The organism is Rhizobium sp. 768_B6_N1_8 (genome assembly GCF_051811225.1).
Lineage (GTDB): Bacteria > Pseudomonadota > Alphaproteobacteria > Rhizobiales > Rhizobiaceae > Rhizobium.
Genome location: NZ_JBPWPV010000001.1, coordinates 1,647,355 through 1,667,613, shown reverse-complemented (window position 1 = coordinate 1,667,613; position 20,259 = coordinate 1,647,355). Strand labels below are relative to the sequence as shown.

General features: G+C 62.6%; 18 protein-coding genes. 11 read left to right on the top strand and 7 right to left on the bottom strand.

What is annotated here, in order from left to right:
- Positions 1–95 precede the first annotated feature (95 nt).
- From AB8B33_RS08490 to AB8B33_RS08475, 4 genes are all read left to right on the top strand, one after another.
- Positions 96–980 (top strand): alpha/beta hydrolase, encoded by an 885-nt coding sequence (locus tag AB8B33_RS08490; RefSeq protein ID WP_439015003.1) that lies wholly within the window; start codon positions 96–98, stop codon positions 978–980.
- A gap of 126 nt (positions 981–1,106) precedes the next feature.
- Complete coding sequence (gene tpiA, locus AB8B33_RS08485; RefSeq protein ID WP_310388097.1) at positions 1,107–1,877, top strand: triose-phosphate isomerase; 771 nt, start codon at positions 1,107–1,109, stop codon at positions 1,875–1,877.
- Positions 1,878–1,985: 108 nt separating this feature from the next.
- The gene (gene secG / locus AB8B33_RS08480; RefSeq protein WP_439015001.1) at positions 1,986–2,513 is read left to right on the top strand and encodes a preprotein translocase subunit SecG; all 528 of its coding nucleotides are present in this window, start codon (positions 1,986–1,988) and stop codon (positions 2,511–2,513) included.
- A 143-nt stretch (positions 2,514–2,656) separates the two neighbouring features.
- Positions 2,657–4,285: a CTP synthase gene (locus tag AB8B33_RS08475; protein ID WP_310388093.1), complete on the top strand. Its 1,629-nt coding sequence runs from the start codon at positions 2,657–2,659 to the stop codon at positions 4,283–4,285.
- 47 nt (positions 4,286–4,332) lie between these two features.
- Here AB8B33_RS08475 and AB8B33_RS08470 read toward each other — a convergent pair whose 3' ends face one another.
- On the bottom strand, positions 4,333–5,421 hold the full coding sequence (locus tag AB8B33_RS08470; protein WP_439014998.1) for a citrate synthase/methylcitrate synthase: 1,089 nt from the start codon (positions 5,419–5,421) through the stop codon (positions 4,333–4,335).
- Positions 5,422–5,505: 84 nt separating this feature from the next.
- Here AB8B33_RS08470 and AB8B33_RS08465 point away from each other — a divergent pair, with 84 nt between their 5' ends.
- From AB8B33_RS08465 to AB8B33_RS08450, 4 genes are all read left to right on the top strand, one after another.
- Entirely contained in the window at positions 5,506–6,645 is a 1,140-nt protein-coding gene (locus AB8B33_RS08465) for a citrate synthase (RefSeq protein WP_439014997.1), read from the top strand.
- Positions 6,646–6,782: 137 nt separating this feature from the next.
- Complete coding sequence (locus tag AB8B33_RS08460) at positions 6,783–7,301, top strand: FecR domain-containing protein (RefSeq protein ID WP_310388315.1); 519 nt, start codon at positions 6,783–6,785, stop codon at positions 7,299–7,301.
- Positions 7,302–7,309: 8 nt separating this feature from the next.
- Positions 7,310–9,166: a CHASE2 domain-containing protein gene (locus tag AB8B33_RS08455; protein WP_439014996.1), complete on the top strand. Its 1,857-nt coding sequence runs from the start codon at positions 7,310–7,312 to the stop codon at positions 9,164–9,166.
- Positions 9,167–9,264: 98 nt separating this feature from the next.
- The gene (locus AB8B33_RS08450; protein WP_439014994.1) at positions 9,265–11,202 is read left to right on the top strand and encodes a DEAD/DEAH box helicase; all 1,938 of its coding nucleotides are present in this window, start codon (positions 9,265–9,267) and stop codon (positions 11,200–11,202) included.
- Positions 11,203–11,256: 54 nt separating this feature from the next.
- On the opposite strand, the gene AB8B33_RS08445 is transcribed toward AB8B33_RS08450, so the two are convergent.
- The gene (locus tag AB8B33_RS08445; protein WP_113323459.1) at positions 11,257–12,039 is read right to left on the bottom strand and encodes an alpha/beta fold hydrolase; all 783 of its coding nucleotides are present in this window, start codon (positions 12,037–12,039) and stop codon (positions 11,257–11,259) included.
- A 163-nt stretch (positions 12,040–12,202) separates the two neighbouring features.
- On the opposite strand from AB8B33_RS08445, the gene AB8B33_RS08440 reads away from it, so the two are divergent.
- The 3 genes from AB8B33_RS08440 (at position 12,203) to AB8B33_RS08430 (ending at position 14,653) form a co-directional block, all read left to right on the top strand.
- On the top strand, positions 12,203–12,865 hold the full coding sequence (locus AB8B33_RS08440; protein ID WP_439014992.1) for a class I SAM-dependent methyltransferase: 663 nt from the start codon (positions 12,203–12,205) through the stop codon (positions 12,863–12,865).
- Positions 12,866–12,962: 97 nt separating this feature from the next.
- Positions 12,963–13,415 (top strand): MarR family winged helix-turn-helix transcriptional regulator, encoded by a 453-nt coding sequence (locus AB8B33_RS08435; RefSeq protein WP_439014990.1) that lies wholly within the window; start codon positions 12,963–12,965, stop codon positions 13,413–13,415.
- Entirely contained in the window at positions 13,412–14,653 is a 1,242-nt protein-coding gene (locus tag AB8B33_RS08430; RefSeq protein ID WP_439014989.1) for a multidrug effflux MFS transporter, read from the top strand. Before AB8B33_RS08435 ends, AB8B33_RS08430 begins: the two co-directional genes overlap by 4 nt.
- Here the strand turns inward: AB8B33_RS08430 and AB8B33_RS08425 are convergent.
- From AB8B33_RS08425 to AB8B33_RS08405, 5 genes are read right to left on the bottom strand one after another with little or no spacing between them, the layout of a single operon-like run.
- Positions 14,622–15,845: a molybdopterin molybdotransferase MoeA gene (locus tag AB8B33_RS08425; protein WP_439014987.1), complete on the bottom strand. Its 1,224-nt coding sequence runs from the start codon at positions 15,843–15,845 to the stop codon at positions 14,622–14,624. The genes AB8B33_RS08430 and AB8B33_RS08425 overlap by 32 nt on opposite strands.
- The gene (gene moaC / locus AB8B33_RS08420) at positions 15,842–16,339 is read right to left on the bottom strand and encodes a cyclic pyranopterin monophosphate synthase MoaC (protein ID WP_439014985.1); all 498 of its coding nucleotides are present in this window, start codon (positions 16,337–16,339) and stop codon (positions 15,842–15,844) included. The genes AB8B33_RS08425 and moaC overlap by 4 nt, the downstream gene beginning before the upstream one ends.
- A 1-nt stretch (position 16,340) precedes the next feature.
- Positions 16,341–17,153: an indole-3-glycerol phosphate synthase TrpC gene (trpC, locus tag AB8B33_RS08415; RefSeq protein ID WP_439014984.1), complete on the bottom strand. Its 813-nt coding sequence runs from the start codon at positions 17,151–17,153 to the stop codon at positions 16,341–16,343.
- 9 nt (positions 17,154–17,162) lie between these two features.
- Positions 17,163–18,179: an anthranilate phosphoribosyltransferase gene (trpD, locus tag AB8B33_RS08410; RefSeq protein ID WP_439014982.1), complete on the bottom strand. Its 1,017-nt coding sequence runs from the start codon at positions 18,177–18,179 to the stop codon at positions 17,163–17,165.
- A gap of 13 nt (positions 18,180–18,192) precedes the next feature.
- Positions 18,193–20,085 (bottom strand): SurA N-terminal domain-containing protein, encoded by a 1,893-nt coding sequence (locus AB8B33_RS08405; protein ID WP_439014980.1) that lies wholly within the window; start codon positions 20,083–20,085, stop codon positions 18,193–18,195.
- Positions 20,086–20,259 lie beyond the last annotated feature (174 nt).

Sequence of the window (20,259 nt, the reverse complement as noted above, 5' to 3'; positions counted from 1 at the left end):
GCGACGCGCCCCGGATTTGCGGAGCTTTTCAAGATGTGATTTGCGTTGCTGGACGCCGAATGGCAAGTCGCGGCAGCTCTCTGGGAACCATCCGCATGCCGATGTCCACAAGTCATTGCACCATAATTACCGCAATTGCGGCCTTTTTCCTGTCCGCGGCCATCACGACCGCCACAGCCGATGCCCTGCCGCCCTACAAGGACGATCTGTTTTCAACGCAGAAAGTGCTGCAGACGGGCGATGACGGCGCCTTCGATGTGATCGATTACGATGAGATGCGCGACATCAACGGGCGCGACCAGATCCCGCAAAAGCGGGTGCAGCAGAAATATGTCTCGCTTGGCGTGAAGAAACTGCAGGCAGATGAAACGCTGTCGCTCGACGGCATCAGGCTCGATGTCACCAGCGTGGGACCGACTCAGAATGCCGCCTTCACGGTCATCTTCATCCACGGTCGCGACGGCGACCGGCGGCTCGGCGCCAACGACTATTCCTTCGGCGGCAATTTCAACCGGCTGAAGAACCTTACGGCCGGCAATGGCGGCATCTATTATTCGCCGACCGTCAGGACCTTCGACGCCAATGGCGTTGCAGCCATTGGCGGGCTGATCCGCTATGCGAGCGTGCAATCGCCCGGCCGGCCGGTCATTCTGAGCTGCGCCTCCATGGGCAGCCAGATCTGCTGGGGCATCACGCGCGATGCCGAAAGCGTCAAGCGGTTGAAGGGCATGCTGATCATGAGCGGGGTCTCTGATCCGGATTTTGCGAAGAGCCCGTTCTACAAAGCGAAGCTGCCGCTGTGGTTTGCCCATGGCAGCCGCGATCCTGTTTATGCGGCAACCGACCAGCAGGCGCTGTTCGAAAAGCTCTACAAAGCGAAGTACCCGACGCATTTCACGCTCTTCCAGAATGGCAACCACGGGACGCCGATCCGCATGATCGACTGGCGGAAAGTGCTGAACTGGATTCTGGCGTCCTGAACGGACGGATTTCACACCGCGCAGAGCTTTTAAACGATCATATTCCCCCAACGTTACGCGGGGCGCTTTCCTTTACCGCAAGCTTTTGCTAAGGCCGCCCGATATGCGGATTTTGGGAGGAGCAGCATGACACCTGACGTACGCCCGCTCGTGGCGGGGAACTGGAAGATGAACGGCACACGTGCCTCATTGGACCAGATCAAGGCGATTGCCCAAGGCGTCAGCTCCCCCTTGTCGGAAAAAGTCGAAGCCCTGATCTGCCCGCCGGCCACGCTGCTTTATGTGGCGACCGCACTCGCCACCGACAGCCCGCTCGCGATCGGCGGCCAGGACTGCCATCAGGCGCAATCCGGGGCGCATACCGGCGACATTTCGGCCGAAATGATTGCCGATTGCTACGGCACCTATGTGATTGTCGGCCATTCGGAACGGCGCATCGACCATGCCGAGACCGATCATATGGTGCGGGCCAAGGCGCAGGCCGCCTATCTGGCTGATCTCACCGCAATCGTCTGCGTCGGCGAGACCGGCGACGAGCGTGACGCCTATCAGACGCTCGACATTCTCAAGCGCCAGCTTTCCGGCTCGCTGCCCGAGGAGGCGACGGCCGAAAATACTGTCATCGCTTATGAACCCGTCTGGGCGATCGGCACGGGACTGACGCCGACGGCAAAGGATGTGGAAATCGTCCATGCCTTCATCCGCGACGAACTCGTCCTGCGCTTCGGCGACGAGGGCAAGGGTATGCGCATTCTCTACGGCGGTTCGGTCAAGCCCGCAAATGCCCGCGAGCTGCTCGCCGTCGACAATGTCGATGGTGCGCTGATCGGCGGGGCGAGCTTGAAAGCCACGGACTTCCTCGCCATCTACGGCACATATGAAGCGCTGCTTGCCTGAGGCGATTGTATATTCCTGGCCGAAGGGCTTGGAATAGCTCAAGACCTCATGTAAAGAGCCGCCAGATTTTTACTTTATGTCCGTCCTCAGACGGGCAGGACTGGACCCATGCAGACCGTATTGATTGTCATCCATCTCATGATCGTGCTCGCGCTCGTTGGCGTCGTGCTCATCCAGCGCTCCGAAGGCGGCGGCCTCGGCATCGGCGGCGGATCGGGCTTCATGTCGGCCCGCGGCACGGCCAATGCGCTGACGCGCACGACGGCGATCCTGGCGACGCTGTTTTTCCTCACCTCGCTCGGCCTCGGTATCCTGACCCGTTACGAAAGCCGCCCGACCGATATTCTCAACCGCATTCCGGCAACGAGCGGGCAGGGCAACGGCATCCTCGATTCGCTCGGCGGCACCAATACGCCGGCTCCGGCACAGCCGGCTGACAATAGCGGCATTCCGAACGGCGGCGCTGCCGCTCCGGCACCGGCTGCCCCTGCAGCTTCGGCACCAGCAACCCCGGCTCCGGCTCCGGCTGCGAGCGCCCCTGCGGCGACTGCTCCGACGACGACGGCTCCGGCTCAGCCTGAGGCACCGGCCGCGACTGCGCCGGCACAGCCTTCCGGCGTCCCCACGGGACAATAAGCCGGTTCAGAAAATAAACCGCCGGCAGGCCTTCGGGTCTGCCGGTTTTCTTTTGTTCAGATTCCTGCGCCACGCACCAAAAGTTCCGGAAAAGAATTTTTGGGCTGGTGGAATCGTTTTTGAAAAGGTATCCGGTGACTCCCATGGCGCGATACGTATTCATCACTGGCGGCGTGGTTTCTTCCCTCGGAAAAGGAATTGCGGCCGCGGCTCTCGGAGCGTTGTTGCAGGCCCGTGGTTATCGGGTCCGGCTTCGCAAACTTGACCCCTATCTGAACGTGGATCCGGGCACTATGAGCCCGACCCAGCACGGCGAAGTCTTCGTCACTGACGACGGCGCGGAAACCGACCTCGATCTCGGCCACTACGAGCGCTTTACAGGGCGCTCGGCGACCAAGACCGACAACATCACCACCGGCCGCATCTACAAGAACATCATCGACAAGGAACGCCGCGGCGACTATCTCGGCGCGACCGTTCAGGTCATTCCGCACGTCACCAACGAGATCAAGGATTTCGTCACCGAAGGCAATGACGACTACGACTTCGTCATCTGCGAGATCGGCGGCACGGTCGGCGACATCGAGGCGATGCCCTTCATGGAAGCGATCCGTCAGCTCGGCAACGACCTGCCGCGTGGCACGGCTGTTTACGTCCACCTGACGCTGATGCCGTATATTCCGGCAGCCGGCGAGTTGAAGACCAAGCCGACGCAGCATTCCGTCAAGGAACTGCAGGCGCTCGGTATTCATCCCGACATCCTGCTGGTACGCGCCGACCGGGAAATCCCGGAAGCTGAACGCCGCAAGCTGTCGCTGTTCTGCAACGTGCGTCCCTCCGCCGTCATCCAGGCGCTCGACGTCGCCAATATTTACGACGTGCCGATGGCCTATCACAAGGAAGGCCTGGACGACGAAGTGCTCGCGGCCTTCGGCATCGAGCCGGCTCCGAAGCCGCGCCTCGACCAGTGGGAAGAGGTCTGCAACCGCATCCGCACGCCGGAAGGCGAAGTAACGATCGCAATCGTCGGCAAGTATACCGGCCTCAAGGATGCTTATAAGTCGCTGATCGAAGCGCTGCATCACGGCGGCATCGCCAATCGCGTCAAGGTGAAGCTCGAATGGATCGAGTCGGAAGTCTTCGAAAAGGAAGATCCGGCGCCCTACCTCGAAAAGGTCCATGGCATCCTGGTGCCCGGCGGCTTCGGCGAGCGCGGTTCGGAAGGCAAGATCCATGCGGCGCGTTTTGCCCGCGAGCGCAAGGTGCCGTATTTCGGCATCTGCTTCGGCATGCAGATGGCCGTCATTGAGGCTGCCCGCAATCTGGCTGATGTTCCGAATGCCTCCTCGACCGAATTCGGCCCGACGCCGGAGCCGGTCGTCGGCCTGATGACAGAGTGGGTGAAGGGCAATGCGCTGGAGAAGCGCGCCGCTTCCGGCGATCTCGGCGGCACGATGCGTCTCGGCGCCTACAAGGCGGCGCTGAAGAAGGGCACCAAGATTTCGGATATCTACGGCTCGACCGATATTTCCGAGCGTCACCGCCACCGCTATGAAGTCAATATCGACTACAAGGACCGGCTGGAAAATTGCGGCCTGGTCTTCTCCGGCATGTCGCCTGACGGCGTGTTGCCGGAGACGGTCGAATATCCTGACCATCCCTGGTTCATCGGCGTTCAGTACCATCCGGAACTGAAGTCCCGCCCGCTCGACCCGCATCCGCTCTTTGCAAGCTTCATCGAAGCTGCGACGGAACAGAGCCGGTTGGTTTAAAATTCGGCCGCTCCCTCAACAACGAGGGAGCGGCCTTTTTCTTCACATCACGCCGCTTCCGGCAACGGCCCGACATAGACCGAGCGCGGGCGGATGAGGCGACCTTCCAGTGCCTGTTCGCGGGCATGGGCAATCCAGCCGACGGTGCGGCCGATGGCGAATACGCCAGTGAAGGCGTCGCGGGGGAAGCCGAGGCTTTCCAAGAGCAGCGCGGTATAGAACTCCACATTCACGTCCAGCGGCCGGTCGGGCTTGCGTTCCCTGAGGATTGCGAGCGCTGCCTGCTCCACGGCTTCGGCAAGTGCGATTCTGATGGCATTGACCTGGCCTGCGGCAACGAGCGGCTTCAGCGCATTTTTCAGGGCGTCCGCACGTGGGTCGCGCACGCGATAGACGCGGTGGCCGAAGCCCATCAGCCGCTCACCGCGATCGAGCGCGGAACGCAGCCAGGGGCCGGCATTGGCCTCGCTTCCGATCCCATCGAGCATATCGAGCACCGGTCCCGGCGCGCCGCCATGCAGCGGTCCCTTCAGCGCGCTGATCGCCGCCAGCACCGAGGAGGTGAGGCCGGCGCGGGTGGAGGCGATGACACGCGATGCGAAGGTCGAGGCGTTCAGGCCGTGATCCGAGATCGTCACGAGATAGGTGTCGAGGGCTGCGGTCTGCTCGGCGCTCGGCACCGCGCCTGAGAGCATGCGCAGGATGTCCGTCGACTGTGAGAGGCCCGCATTGGGCTTTAGCGGCTTTTCGCCTCGCTGCAGGCGCAGAACCGCCGGCAGGAAGACGGCGGGTGCGGCAAGCAGACGGAGCACGGTATCTATATCCTCGCCGTCAGGTAGGCGGGCAACAAGAGCACGCATAGCATCGACCGGCGGCAGCTTCAGCAGGCGAGTATCGGCAGTCTTGACTTCGGCGAAAACCTCCATGCGCGCCTGGCCGAGCCGGCGGCGCAATTCGCTTGCGTCGAGATGCGGCTCGATCAGGCCGTCCAGCAGCAGGGCGGCGACATCCTCATAGGTGCTGCTTCCTGCCAGATGATCCAGCGATACGCCGCGGATGATCAGCCGGCCGGCTTCGCCGTCGACATCCGAGAGCTGGGTTTCAGCGGCGATGACATCTTCCAAACCATTTTTCATAGGTCTTTCTCCTTTACCGGATGAAAGATCGGCTCTAGTTTAGTTGACGTCAATCTTGACGTAATTGATCAATGTGAGGCTGACATGAGCTGGCTGACAGCGGAGGAAGCGTTGGCCGAACTCGGCACCAAGCCGCAGACACTTTATGCCAATGTCAGCCGCGGGCGGATCCGCGCCAAGGCCGACCCTGCCGATCCACGCCGCAGCCTCTATCAGGAAAGCGATGTCACGCGGCTTGCCGAGCGGCATGCCGGCCGGCGCAAGAGCGAGACGGTCGCCGCCGAAGCGATCAGCTGGGGCGATCCGGTACTGACATCGTCAATCTCGACCATCGCCGCAGGACGATTGCTCTATCGGGGGCAGGATGCGGCAGAGCTTTCAGCTCATGCGACGCTGGAAGAGACGGCGCTGATACTGTGGAATGCAGAGAGTTTTGCCTGCGTACCGGCCTCTGCCCTGGAGCCGGCGGCGCCTTCCATTCAAGCCGTGCTGCTGGCGCTGGCGGGACGGGTGAGCGCCGATCTGCCGTCTCTCGGACGTGCGCGCGCTGCCTTGCAGATGGAAGCATGCAGCGTGCTTTCAACCGTCGCCGATGCGCTGGCGCCGGGATCGACGGATCATCCGCTGCATCACCGTCTTGCTGCATGCTGGGGCAGGCCGGAGGCTGCCGATTGCCTCAGGCGGGCGCTTGTCATGCTCGCCGATCATGAGCTCAATGCCTCTACTTTCGCCGTCCGCGTCACGGTTTCGACGGGGCCAGCACTTTCTGCCGCCGTGCTCTCGGGTCTCGCAACACTGACCGGACCATTGCATGGTTCGGCATGGCGAAGCGTCGATGCCCTTGCCAAGGCAGCATCCGGCGCTGGGGCGGAGCATGCGATCCGCCACCTGCTGCTGCGGGGAGGTAAGCCTGTCGCCTTCGGGCATCCGCTTTATCCCGATGGTGATGTGCGGGCGAGCGTGTTGCTCTCCTCTTTCGACGTGCCGCCTGTCTTTCGCGATGTGCAGGTGGCCGGCGAAGAAATGGTGGGCGAGAAGGTCAATGTCGATTTCGCGCTTACCGCCATGACCGCAGCCTTCGACCTGCCTGAGGAGGCACCGATCATCATCTTTGCGCTGGCGCGCACGGCCGGCTGGTTGGCACATGCGATGGAGCAGATCGAAAGCGGCCATCTGATCCGCCCGCGTGCCCGCTATGTCGGGCCTTCGCCAGCCGACGCATGAGTTGAGCGACGCGCGCCCTGAATGACTTGCGCAATTTCACGTTTTTGCATAGGGAAACCGGCGAATTCAGCTAGTATGGGCCGGCCGGCGCATTTGCGAATGTGCCGGCGAGTCACGAGGGGCGGATCATGAAAGCCATGTCAGCAATCTCCCGCAGCCTGTTTTCCGCTGTGCTGATCACCAGCCTGCTGCCTGATGGCGCAGCTTATGCCCAGTCTGCCGGCTGCGCGATTTCGCGTGCGGCAAACGGCAACCAGATTTTCCGTTGCCCTGGTGGCGTCAACATCACGGCTGAGCGTGGCGCGTCCTTCAAACTCACCGACCGCAATCGCGACGGCAGTCCGGATTCGCTTGCATTGCGCAGCAAGGCTGCGCTCGTCGACGTCGACAGCAGCCAGCACCGCGGCGGCTTCCAGGTGGTGACACCGCAGGCGATCGCAGCCGTCCGCGGTACGCAATGGGCCGTCGATGTCAAAGGCGGCACGACTTCCGTACTGGTCACACGCGGGCGCGTTGGCGTACGGCGTCCGGCAGGTGCAGCCGTCGTGCTTGGACCGGGCGAGGGTGTGGACGTAACGCGCGGAACCGCTGCGCTCACCGTTCGCACGTGGCCGGCGCCCCGCGTCGCGGCGCTTCTTTCACGCCTCGGTCAATAAGTCGTCTCATGAACCGTCGGCTTCAGACTGTGATCGCGCTGCTGCTCGCCGGTCTGTGGGGAGCGGTGCTCGGCTATTTCCATCTGCAGTCGGACTCCGGCCTCATGGAGCGCATGGAGGCCACGCTAGCCGATCTGCGCAGCACGATCGTCGGCGTCCGCGCGCCGCCCGATATCGTTTCCATTATCGCGATCGATGACCGTACCGCCGCAGCACATGGCTACCCGCTCAAGCGGGAGAGGCTTGCGGAGCTCGTCACGTCCATCGGCGCGTTGAAACCAAAGGCCTTGGCTCTCGATATATTGCTTGTCGATTCCGACACGGAGGAGGGGGATGCGGCGCTTGCAACAGCCATTGGGGCGACGCCCAGCATCATCGCCGGTGCTGCGACCTTTCCGCAGAGTCTCCAGTCGGTGACAGCGAATGCGGAGGATCCGCTTGCCGCGATCCCCGAAGCGCAGCAGCTTCTGCTGCCGCAGCCTCGCTTCGCAGAGGCTGCGGCGCTCGGCATCGTCAATGTGGCGACGGACCAGAGCGGCGTACCGCGATTCATTCCGCTGTTTTCTCGCGCCGCCGACCGGCTGGATGCAGCCTTTCCGTTGCGCGTCGCCTCGGTTGCGCTCGGCGCCGAACCATTGATCGAAAAGGATGGCATCCGGCTTGGCGCCCGCCGCATTCCAACGGACACGGGCCAGCGCCTGCCGCTGACCTTCTATGGTCCTGCAGGCAGCATCCGCACCTTCAGCGCTGTCGACGCGCTCGATGGCAAGCTGCCGGCGGATGCCATTACCGGCAAGGTGGTGGTGATCGGTGCGACCGTGACCGGCGGCGGCGATGTCTTTCCGACGCCGTTCGATCCCATCCTGCCGGGCGTCGAAGTGATGTCGACGGCGATCACGCATCTGATAGCAGGCGACGGCATGGTGCGTGACAGCAGGACACGGCAGGTGGATGCCGGCATTGCGACGGCCTTGCCCATTCTTCTGGTCGCACTGATCGCATGGCGCCGCAGCGCCCTCGGCTTCGTTATCATCGGCCTGACGGTCATTGTCTGGGCGATGCTCAACCTTGCTGCCTTCGCGAACGGTTACTGGCTGAGTGCTGCATTGCCGATTGCCGCCGCCCTTCCACCCGCAGTTATTTTCGGGGCCGCAGAACTCTGGCGCGACCGCAGCCGTGCGCGGCACTTCGCCGACCAGTCCGAGCGGCTGCAGCGCATCGAAGCGCCGGGCCTCGGGGAATGGCTCGCGCGCGACCCGGCCTTTTTGGCCGAGCCGGTGCGCCAGAATGCATCCGTCGTCTTCATCGATCTTTCGGGCTTCACCGGCCTCAGCGAGGCGGTCGGACCGGCCGCGGTACGGGAGATCCTCAGCAGCTTCTTCGAACTGATCGACGAGGAAGTAAGGTTGCTTGGCGGGGCGATCACCAGCTTCATGGGCGATGGAGCCATGATCCTCTTCGGGCTGCCGGAACCAACAGCGGACGATGCAGCCCGGGCAGCAGCCTGCGCCGTGCGGCTTGCCGACCGTACACGCAGCTTCCTTGCAGGCCATCCAGAGCTTCGCCGCAGGAAGATAGGCTTCAAGCTCGGCGCCCATTGCGGCCCGATCGTCGCCTCACGGCTCGGTAGCGGCGACCGGCAGCAGATCACCGCGACGGGTGATACCGTCAATGTCGCACAGCGGCTCATGGAGGTGGCGGCAAGCCGCGGCGCAGAGCTTGCACTCAGCGCCAACCTGCTCAATGCTGCGGGTCCGGGGGCTGTTCCATCGCAGGCAGGCCAGTTGACCGGACCGTTCGAAACAAGGATTCGCGGACGCTCCGGCGGCATCGCCATCTACACATGGCGTGGCGAGACACTTTGACATTCGCAGCCGGAGCGAGTAGGAACGGCCCAACTCTTCGGCCGGACGATTCCGGCTACGACGCGTTATGCGTCTGACAGCTCCGAAAGATCGAACACATGACTGACTATAACGGCGTCTCTCCGGCGATCGCCAAGGCGTTGCAGAAGCGCGGCTATACCGAGCTCACACCTGTCCAGAAGGCGATGCTCGATCCGGCGCTCGCAGCATCGGATGCACTCGTCTCCGCACAAACCGGCTCGGGCAAGACCGTTGCATTCGGGCTAGCACTCTCACCAACGCTTCTGGGAAGCGCGGAGCGGTTTGGCCCCGCCGCCGCTCCCGTTGCCGTTGTGATCGCGCCGACGCGCGAACTGGCGCTGCAGGTGAAGCGCGAGCTGGAATGGCTTTATGAAATGACCGGCGCCGTGATTGTCAGTTGCGTCGGCGGCATGGATATCCGCAGCGAGCGCCGCGCGCTGGAGCGTGGCGCCCATATCGTCGTCGGCACACCGGGACGCCTCTGCGACCACATCCGCCGCAATGCGCTGGATATGAGCGAACTGAAGGCCGCAGTGCTGGACGAAGCGGACGAGATGCTCGATCTCGGCTTCCGCGAAGATCTGGAATTCATCCTTGACGCGGCACCCGACGAGCGGCGTACGCTGATGTTTTCCGCCACCGTTCCCGCAGCCATCGCCAAGCTGGCGAAGAGCTATCAGCGTGATGCCGTGCGCATCAGCACGCAGGCGGAAGAAAAGCAGCATATCGATATCGAGTATCGCGCGCTTGCCGTCTCGCCGAGTGACCGCGAAAACGCGATCATCAACGTGCTGCGCTACTACGAAGCGCGCAATGCGATCGTTTTCTGTTCGACGCGTGCTGCCGTCAATCATCTCACGGCACGGTTCCACAACCGCAATTTCCACGTTGTGGCGCTGTCGGGCGAACTGACGCAGAACGAACGCAGCCACGCGCTGCAGGCAATGCGTGATGGACGGGCTCGCGTCTGCATCGCAACCGACGTTGCTGCACGCGGCATCGACCTGCCGGGCCTCGACCTCGTTGTGCATGCCGATCTGCCGACCAATCCGGAAACGCTGCTTCACCGCAGCGGCCGTACGGGCCGTGCGGGTCGCAAAGGTGTCAGCGCTCTGATCGTGCCGCTCAATGTTCGCCGCAAGGCAGAGCGGCTGCTCGACAATGCCGGCATCGCCGCCACCTGGGCGCGGCCGCCTTCCGTGGAAGAAGTGACGGAGCGTGATGACGAGCGGCTGCTGGCGGACCCGATCTTCGCCGACAAGCCGCAGGAGGAAGAGCAGGGGCTGGTGCAGAAGCTGATCGCCAGCCATGGCGCCGAGACGCTTGCCGCCGCTTTCGTGCGTCTTTACCGCGCCAACCAGTCGGCGCCGGAAGACCTGATCGAAGTTACGGTGCAGGACGATCGCGCCCGCAAGCGCCGCGACAATGGCGAGGCACGCGAATTCGCGCCGGCGCAGAAAGGGCCCCGCGATGATTTCGGCCCCAGCGTCTGGTTCTCAGTCTCCGTCGGCCGCAAGCAGAATGCCGAGCCGCGCTGGCTGATCCCGATGCTCTGCCGCGCCGGCAACGTGACCAAGCGGGAGATCGGCGCGATCAAGATGCAGCCGGATGAGACCTTCGTGGAAATCGCCGCTGACAGCGCTGAGAGCTTTCTCGGCGCCCTCGGCCCGAACAAGACAATGGAGCGCGGCATCCGGGTGGTGAAGCTGAACGGTACGCCCGATTTCAGCAAGCAGGCCAAGCCCGCCTACGCCAAGAAGCCGTTCGAAGACCGCGGCGAAGACCGTTTCCGCAGCGACAAGCCGAAGGGCAAGTTCGGGACGGACAGGCCCGTCGGCGCCGGGCGTCAGGACGACAAGCCCTGGACGAAGAAAGGCCCGAAGCCGAAATTCGAAGGCGCCAAATTCGAGGGCGGCAAGAACAGGTCCGAAGGTGCAAAATTCGACGGTCCCAAGTTCGATGGCCCCAAGTTCGATGGTGGCAAGGGCAAATTCACCAAGAAGAAAGACCGCTGAGGCGGGTCGCCGGCCGCACCAATAAGGTGATGCGGCCGGCAGGCCGCAGCGGTCTCAGATCTTGTCGCTTTGACCCGCTGCTGCGAGGATGAGATTGGCGACGGCGAGCGGCTGTGAAATCAGCGAAACGTGGCTGGCGTCGAGTTCGATCGTCGTTGCGTTCATACGCTTTGCCATGAAGCGTTCGAGATCCGGATTGATGGTGCGGTCGTTTTTCGAGACCGCGTACCAGGATGGCTTCGAGCGCCAGGCAGCGACGGTCGTCTTGGCGTTGAACAGCGTGTCGGAAATGCGGCCCTGCACGGCATAAAGCGCTTTGGCGCGGGCAACCGGCAGATCGCCGGCGAAATCCCTGACGAAAGCTTCTTCACTCAACTGGGCATAACCGCCGTTGTGAACGAGGCCTGCACTTGCAGGCGGCGTCGGATACTGCTTGGCGAGCGCGGTATAATCCTCGCCGGCGTCAGGGGCGCGGGCAGCGATATAGACGAGCGCAGTTACTTTGGGATCAACGCCAGCCTCGGTGACGAGCATGCCGGAATAGGAATGGCCGACGAGTACGGTCGGGCCGTCCATCAGCGCCAGGATGCGCTTGGTCGCCTCGACGTCATCGGCAAATGAGGTGAGGGGGTTCTGCACGGCCATCACATTCAGGCCGGCAGCCTGGAGATGAGGGATGACGTCCAGCCAGCAGGATGCATCGGCATAGGCGCCGTGGACGAGAACGACATTCTTCGCCTTGACGATATCGGCGGCCCGGCCGGCGGCCGGAAACATGCTGAGTGCGGCCCCTGCAACGAGCGCGGCCGAAAATGAGCGTCTGGTGATCGGTTGCATAACGTGTCCTCCGGCTTGTAGGAAATCTGGGGCGATGCCCTTCGGGATCGCTGAAAAAAAGTTAGCCCGAGACGTGGGCTTCCATAACTATACAAAGGTCCAGCGAGGTATTATGCCATCCAACGGGGCCTGATAGCCTGTCGCAGCGAGGGCAATCGACCAGATGAGACCGGCTTCAGCAGATGATCGTCTCGACCTGACGGCCTTCATCGAAGCGAACCTGCCGCTTGCGAGTGTTCCTTCCATCCCTAACGTAAGATTGCATATGGCGACTCCGAGGAGCGGCCTCTATCGCCTTGCAATGGCTGACGATTCCGATCTGATGCCGCCTTACTGGGCCTATCCCTGGGCGGGCGGCGCCGTGCTTGCGCGCTATCTTTTCGACCATTCCGAAGAGGTGGCCGGCAAACGTGTCGTCGACCTCGGCACCGGCTCCGGCCTTGTCGCCATCGCAGCGATGAAATGCGGTGCAGCCCATGTGCTCGCCATCGATATCGATGCGAAGGCGATTGCTGCGGCGCAGCTGAATGCCAATGCCAATGATGTCGTGATCGAGACGCGACTCGGCGACATCATCGAGGATGCCCCGCCTGTCGCCGACATAATCCTGGCCGGCGATATCTTTTATGACGAGGCCTTGGTGGAACGTGTTCTGCCTTTCCTTGAACGTTGCCGCACGGCCGGTCTCGATGTGCTCATCGGCGATCCGGGCAGGGCGTCTCTTCCTATGAGCTCCCTGCTGCAGATTGCGGACTATGCCGTGCCGGATTTTGGCGGAGCCAAGGGCAACTCGACCGCCAGTAGCGCGGTTTTCCGATTGAGGTGAAACGAGGCGAATGCCTCTCATCAAGCTACGTGGCGACACTTTGGCCTTGCACCAAAATAGATGACATGTCATCTATTGCTATCTCATCGATATTCCTATGACCGACGACAAGATCACAACCTCATTCGGGAGCCTCGTCTCCCAGACCGCGCGCTACTGGCGCCGGGTCGCGAACCTGCGCCTGCAGCCCTTCGGACTGACCGAAGCGACATGGCTGCCGCTGCTGCGCATCGCCCGTTCACCGACAGCAATGCACCAGAAAGAACTGGCCGCCTCGCTCTCGCTCGACAATTCATCTGTCGTGCGCCTGATCGACAATCTGGAGAAAGCCGGACTCGTCGAGCGGCGGGAAGGCGGGGACAGGCGGGCCAAGGAGATTCTGCTGACGGAGGAGGGCAGGAAGACCGTGGAGGAGGTAGAGCGCGTGGCACAAGGTATCCGCGAGGAGGCGCTTACTCTTCTCCCGCGCGAGGACATCGAAACCACATGGCGCGTGCTCGATCACATCAGCGACGTGCTTGCCCGGCAGCTTGAGGAGCCTGAACAGTGAACTCGCATCCCGGCCCGATAACCGAAGCCCGACCGCTTGGCGCAAAGCTTCACATACCGATCTGGCTGCTCGGGTTGATCACCTTCAGCGGCACGCTTGCCATGCATATTTTCGTGCCCGCTTTGCCGGCAGCGGCAACTGATCTCGGTGCATCGATCGGCGAAATGCAACTGACCGTCAGCCTCTACATCTTCGGTCTTGCCGTCGGCCAGCTTATCTACGGGCCGCTTTCGGACCGTTACGGGCGGCGGCCGGTACTGATGAGCGGGCTTGTGCTCTATACAATTGCCGGCGTTGCGGCGCTGGTTTCACCCGGCGTGCATGCGCTGATCGCAGCAAGGCTCTTTCAGGCCTTCGGCGGCTGCGCCGGTCTCGTGATTGCACGCGCCATCGTGCGCGACATGTCCAGTCCCGATGAAACGGCGAAGCGGCTTGCGATCATGAACCTGATGGTCACGGTCGGGCCGGGGCTTGCACCGATCGTCGGCGGCGCTCTTGCCGCCACGCTTGGCTGGCGCTCGATCTTCGTGGCGCTCTGCGTTCTCGGCATCGTTAACCTCCTGCTGACGTGGCGCAAGGTACCGGAAACCGGCACGCGCAATGTCGAGACCTCGGTGAAATCGCTGAGCCGCGATTATCTCGGCCTGCTCGCGTCGCGCTCCTTCGTCGGCTACGCCATCGGCGGCGGCTGCGCGACGACCTCCATGTATGCTTTCACGGCGTCTGCGCCCTTCATCGTCATCAACGAGCTCGGCCGTCCGGCAACCGAAGTCGGCATTTGTCTTGCGCTGCTGATCTTCGGCTACTGGATCGGCAGCATGATCGCCACACGGCTGATCGGCCGGTTTGCGATGAAGCGGCTGATGGTGATGTCCAACCTCGTCAGCATCGCGGCCGCGCTCGTCTTCTTCGGCTTTGCCGCTACCCACCATCTGACGCTGCTGCCGATGATGGCCTCGATCATGGTCTATACGGTCGGGGCGGGTGTAGCTTCGCCCAACGCGCTGACGCTCGCCGTCAGCGTCAATCCAAAGGTCACCGGTTCGGCTTCCGGCCTTTATGGCTTCACGCAGATGGCTATTGGAGCCGTCTGCAGCGCACTTTCCGGCATCGGCAGCGATCCCGGTCTTGCGGCTGCTACCGTCATTCTAGGCGCAAGCGTACTGGCTCAGATCTGCTTCTGGATCGCGGTGACTTCAGGAAATATCAGGCGAAGAGATCTGGCCGCAGAAGCATGACCGGGCAGATGGTTCCTGCCGGCAATTCCGGTGCATGCGGCGGGCGGATGATCAGGCAGTCCGAATGGGCGAAAGCCTTCATCATCGACGAATCCTGCTTGTCGAAGGGTTCGACCAACCATCCGCCGGCGGCCGATTTCGAAAGCTTCGCGCGCACGTAATCCTGGCGGTGATCATTGGCGCGCAGCGTCGCGGCGGCTTCCACCGTTATCTCCCGTTGGACAGCTGGCAGCGAGGCGAGCTTGCGGATCAGCGGCTCAAGGAAAAGCAGCGAGCAAACGAGGCTCGAGACCGGATTGCCGGGCAAGCCGAGCACCTGCGTCTTGCCGAAGCTGCCGACCATCAGCGGCTTGCCGGGGCGCATGGCGATGCGCCAGAAATCGAGCTCCATACCGGCTTCGATCAACGTGGCCTGCACCAGATCGTGGTCGCCTACGGAAGCCCCGCCGAGTGTCACGATCACGTCGACCTTGGCGTTACGCGCCTTGTCGATCGCCGTAGTGATCTGAGCCTTGTCGTCAGGCACTATGCCGAGATCGAGCACGTCGGCGCCGGCCCTGCGGGCAAGAGCTGTGATGCCAAGGGTATTGGATGCGATGATCTGCGACGGGCCCGGCGTGCTTCCGGGCGGCAGCAGTTCGTCGCCGGTCGCGAGGATCGCCATCAGCGGGCGACGCAACACCTCGACATCAGGCCGGTTCATGCCGGCGGCTACCGTCAGCCGCGAGAAATCGAGCACCGTACCGGCGGAGAGCACGGCCTCACCCTCGACGAAATCCTGGCCGCGGGGGCGAACATTCTGGTTCTGCCGTACGGGAAAATTCGTTCTGATCCCGCCTTCGATCTTTTCCGCATCCTCCTGCAGCAGGACACTATCGGCACCCGAAGGAACAGGCGCGCCGGTGAAGATGCGAACGGCCTCCCCCTGACCGACACTTCCCTCGAAGCCATGTCCGGCAGACGATGTACCGATGACCTTCAGCACCGCGCCGGGCTCTGGCGCGTCCTCGCGGCGCAGCGCATAGCCATCCATGGCGGAGGAATTGAAGGGCGGTTGCGTCAGGCCAGCCGTCAGATCAACGGCGAGAACACGGCCTTCGGCCTCGGCAAGGGGCAGCGTTTCGGATGCCTTGACGGGATTTGCGCTGGAGAGCAGGCGGCTCAGCGCCTCGGCGACCGGCAGAAGGTTCATCTTGCCTCCGGATGGCGGAAATCGCCGGATTTGCCGCCGGATTTTTCCAGCAGCCTGATGCCACCGATTTCCATTGCCTTGTCTGCGGCCTTGGCCATGTCGTAGATGGTAAGACACGCGACCGAGACGGCGGTCAGCGCCTCCATCTCCACACCGGTCTTGCCAGTGAGTTTTGCGGTTGCGGTAACGCGCAGGCCGGGCAGGGCCGCGTCTTGCTCGATCTCGACCGTGACCTTTGTCAGCATCAGCGGATGGCAGAGCGGTATGAGGTCGGCGGTACGCTTGGCGGCCATGATGCCGGCAAGGCGAGCAGTGCCGATCACATCGCCCTTTTTCGCATTACCTTCACGGATCAGCGCCAATGTTTCCGCCGCCATCTTCACATGCCCCTCGGCGGTGGCGATGCGCACCGTTTCGGCCTTGTCCGAGACATCGACCATATGCGCCTCGCCGGACGCGCCGATATGGGTGAGGCCGGGTTTTGCGCCGCTCATATCATTCGGCCGCGATGGCGGCTTCACCAAACAGCAGCGAGCGGGTGGCAGCCGTCACGTCGTCCTTGCGCATCAGGCTTTCGCCGACGAGGAACGTATTGATGTCGACGGCTTGCAGGCGCTTGCAATCCTCATGGGTGAAGATGCCGCTCTCGCCGACCAGAAGCCGGTCATCCGGGACCATGGCAGCCAACGTTTCGCTCACCGTAAGACTGACTTCGAAGGTGCGCAGGTTGCGGTTGTTGATGCCGACGAGCGGCGAAGACAGCTTCAGGGCACGTTCCATTTCCGGCGCATCATGAACCTCGACCAGCACGTCCATGCCGAGCGAGAAGGCCTCGTCCTGCAGGCGCTGCGCGTCGTCATCCGTCAGCGAGGCCATGATGAGCAGGATGCAATCAGCACCCCAAGCGCGGGCTTCGTGGACCTGGTAGGTCTCGAACATGAAATCCTTGCGGAGCGCGGGCAGGGCACAGGCAGCACGCGCAGCCGTCAGAAATTCCGGCGCGCCCTGGAAGCTCGGCGTATCGGTGAGAACCGAAAGGCAGGCGGCCCCACCGGCTTCGTACGCCTTGGCAAGTGCCGGCGGATCGAAATCCGGACGGATCAGGCCCTTGGACGGGCTTGCCTTCTTGATTTCGGCGATCAGACCGAACTGGCCGGCATCGCGCTTTGCGACGAGCGCCTTGTGGAAACCGCGCGGCGCGGACTGGCCGGCCTGCATGGCCCTCAGATCCGCAAGCGAGGTCTTCGCCTTCGCGGTGGCGATTTCCTCACGCTTATAGGCTTCGATCTTCTTCAGGATATCGGTCATGAGGCAATCCTAGTCGATATCGTTGGATACGGCGATCAGTTTGTCGAGCGCTGCGGCCGTGGCGCCGCTATCCAGCGATTCCGTTGCGAGCTTCATGCCGTCACGGATCGTCCCGGCCTTGCCTGCAATGACGAGGGAGGCGGCGGCATTAGCGAGCGCTATATCGCGATAGGCATTCTTTGCGCCACCGAGCACATTTCGAAGCGCGGCGGCATTGACCGTGCCGTCGCCACCCCTGATATCGGCGAGCACGCAGGGCGTTACGCCGAAATCGGCCGGCGACAGCTCAAAGGTGCGGATCTGGCCGTTCTCGAGTGCAGCAACGCTGGTCTTACCGGTCGTGGTGATTTCATCGAGGCCATCGCCGTGGACAACCCAGACACTTTCGGAGCCGAGATCGCGCATGACTTCGGCAAGCGGCACGACCCATTGCGGCGAGAAGACGCCGAGAAGCTGGCGCTTGACGCCGGCCGGATTGGAGAGAGGGCCAAGCAGATTGAAGATGGTACGCGTGCCGAGCTCGACGCGCGTCGGGCCGACATGGCGCATGGCCGAATGATGCTGCTGCGCGAACATGAAGCCGACGCCGGCCTCGGCGATGCAGCGCGAGATCATTTCGGGGGTGACCTCGAGATTGACGCCGAGGGCGGCAAGACTGTCTGCCGCGCCGGATTTCGAACTCAGCGCGCGGTTGCCGTGCTTGGCAACCGGAACACCCGCGCCGGCGACGATCAGCGCCGCCAGCGTCGAGATGTTATAGGTGCCGCTGGCGTCACCACCCGTTCCGACGATATCGATCGCGTCGGCGGGCGCTTCCACCCGCAGCATCTTGGAGCGCATCGTGGTGACAGCGCCGACGATCTCGTCAACCGTCTCGCCGCGGACGCGCAGCGCCATCAGGAAGCCGCCGATCTGCGAAGGCGTTGCCTGGCCGGACATCAGGATATCGAAGGCCTGGCGGGCCTCGTCACGGGTCAGTGGCTCGCGGCTTGCTGCCTTGGCCAGAAGCGGCTTCAGATCGGTCATGCGTCGCTTCTCCCTAGCGGACGGTCGCCTGTTCGGCGAGGGTCCGGTTGACCTCTGCACCATACTGGCTCTGCAACAGGTTGACCATCTGATCGAGAATGTCGTCACCGGCCTGATTTGCGATGGTGGCGATCTGCTGGTCGCGGTTGTTCAAGGCATCGGTCGTCGGCTCTTCGTTGACGTCGGTCACCTTCAGCAGAATCTGCGTGCTCGGATCGGCGCCGATGGCCGTTGCGACGGTATCTACAGGACCAGAGAATGCGGCGTTGACGCCGGCGCGGCCGAGAACGGGATCGTCGGTCGAGCGGGTAACGCCGCTCTTGCTTTCGACGGCGATGCCGAGCGGGGTGGCGATATCGGCAAGCGAGGTACCCTTCTGCGCCTGGGCCTTCAGCTCGTCGGCCTTCTTGGCGAGCTCGGCCTTCTGCTGCTCGGCTGTCCAGTCCTGAACGGCCTTGTCACGCACTTCGGCGAGCGGACGATCGCGATCCGGCATGACGTCGCGCACGTCGAACCAGACATAGCCGTCATTGCCGAGGGAAATTGCGACCGCATCAGCGCCGACATCGGTCTTGAAAGCTTCCGGCAGAAGCTGCTGCTGTGCCGGGATATCCTTGACCGGATTGCCGTCCTTGTCCGCACCCGTCATGTCGACGGCGTCGATGACGACGGCCTTCAGCTTGAGTTGGTTGGCGATTTCTTCAAGAGAGGTGCCGCCGGCGCGCATATCCTCGATACGGTCGTGAACGTTGATGACTTCCTGCGAAGCATTGGCAACCGAAAGCTGCTTGCGAAGCTCTTCCTTCACCTCGTCGAAGCTCTTGGTGGTCTCCGGCTTGATATTGGTCACGCGCAGGATCACAGGACCGAAGGTACCGTCGACGACAGCCGTGGTACCGCCATCCGCCTTCACCGCAAAGGCAGCCTCGGCAACGGCCTGATCCGGAACCTTGTCCTTGGCGAATTCACCAAGCAGCACGTCACTTGCGGTCTTGCCCTGATCGGTGACGAGCTGGTCGAAGCTCGTGCCGCTCTTCAGCGCGGTTTCGGCTGCATTGGCGAGATCCTTGCTGGCGAAGGTCAGCTGTTCCAGGGTGCGGCTTTCCGGCGTCGTGTAAGCCGCCTTGGCCTTGTCGAAAGCTTCCTTGATCTGGTCGTCGGTAACGGTCGTGGGATCAGCGATATCATCAGGCTGAAGCTTCAGATAGGCGATCTTGCGGTATTCCGGCGCGCGGTAGCGCTGTTTGGCGTCTTCGAACCACTTGGAGAGCACATCGTCGGCCGGCGCCTTGATCGGCTCGATATTGGCGTTGGTGAGCAGCAGGTAATCGACGCTGCGGCTCTCATTGCCATAGAGTTTCAGCGCGTTGACGAGCGTTGCAGGCGCCTGGAAGCCGTTGGCTACGGCTTCGATGATCTGGCTGCGGACAGCCTGCTTGCTGCGATCCTTGATATAGTCGTCTTCCCGGATGCCGGCATTGCGCAGACGAGAGGTGAAGAGCGAGCGGTCGAACTGGCCGTTGACTGCCTTGAAAGCCGGATCGTCGCCGATCAGCTGGGCAAGGCGGTCCTCGGAAAGGCCGAGACCCATATCATCGGCAAGCTGGTCCAGCGAGGCACCGGCCAGAAGCTGGGCAAGCACCTGCTGTTCAACGCCGAAAGCGCGGGCCTGCTCGGGCGTCAGGCGCACGCCATATTGCTGGCCGAGTTGGGCGACCTGGCGCTGATAGGCAAGGCGGAATTCATTGACGTCCACATGCTGGTCGCCGACGGTGACCACCGTCGTGCTATTGCCGCCGCTTATCAGCTCTCGCGATACGCCCCAGATGCCGAAGGAGCCGACGAGCAGGAGCAGGAGCAGCTTGGCAACCCAGGTCTGAGCAGCTCTTCTCAGAAGATGGAACATGGAAACGCAAACCTCGCATTATCATTGGCCCAGAAGGGCAGACATTCGTCGTTCCATAAAACAAAGCTGCGAGGAAATGAAGGCTTCTCGCATGAAAAGCTTGCGGGATTTGCACACGCTCTCGCCAACCCGCCGCAAGCGACAAAAGATGCTTGGTTGCGGAACCTTTACAGT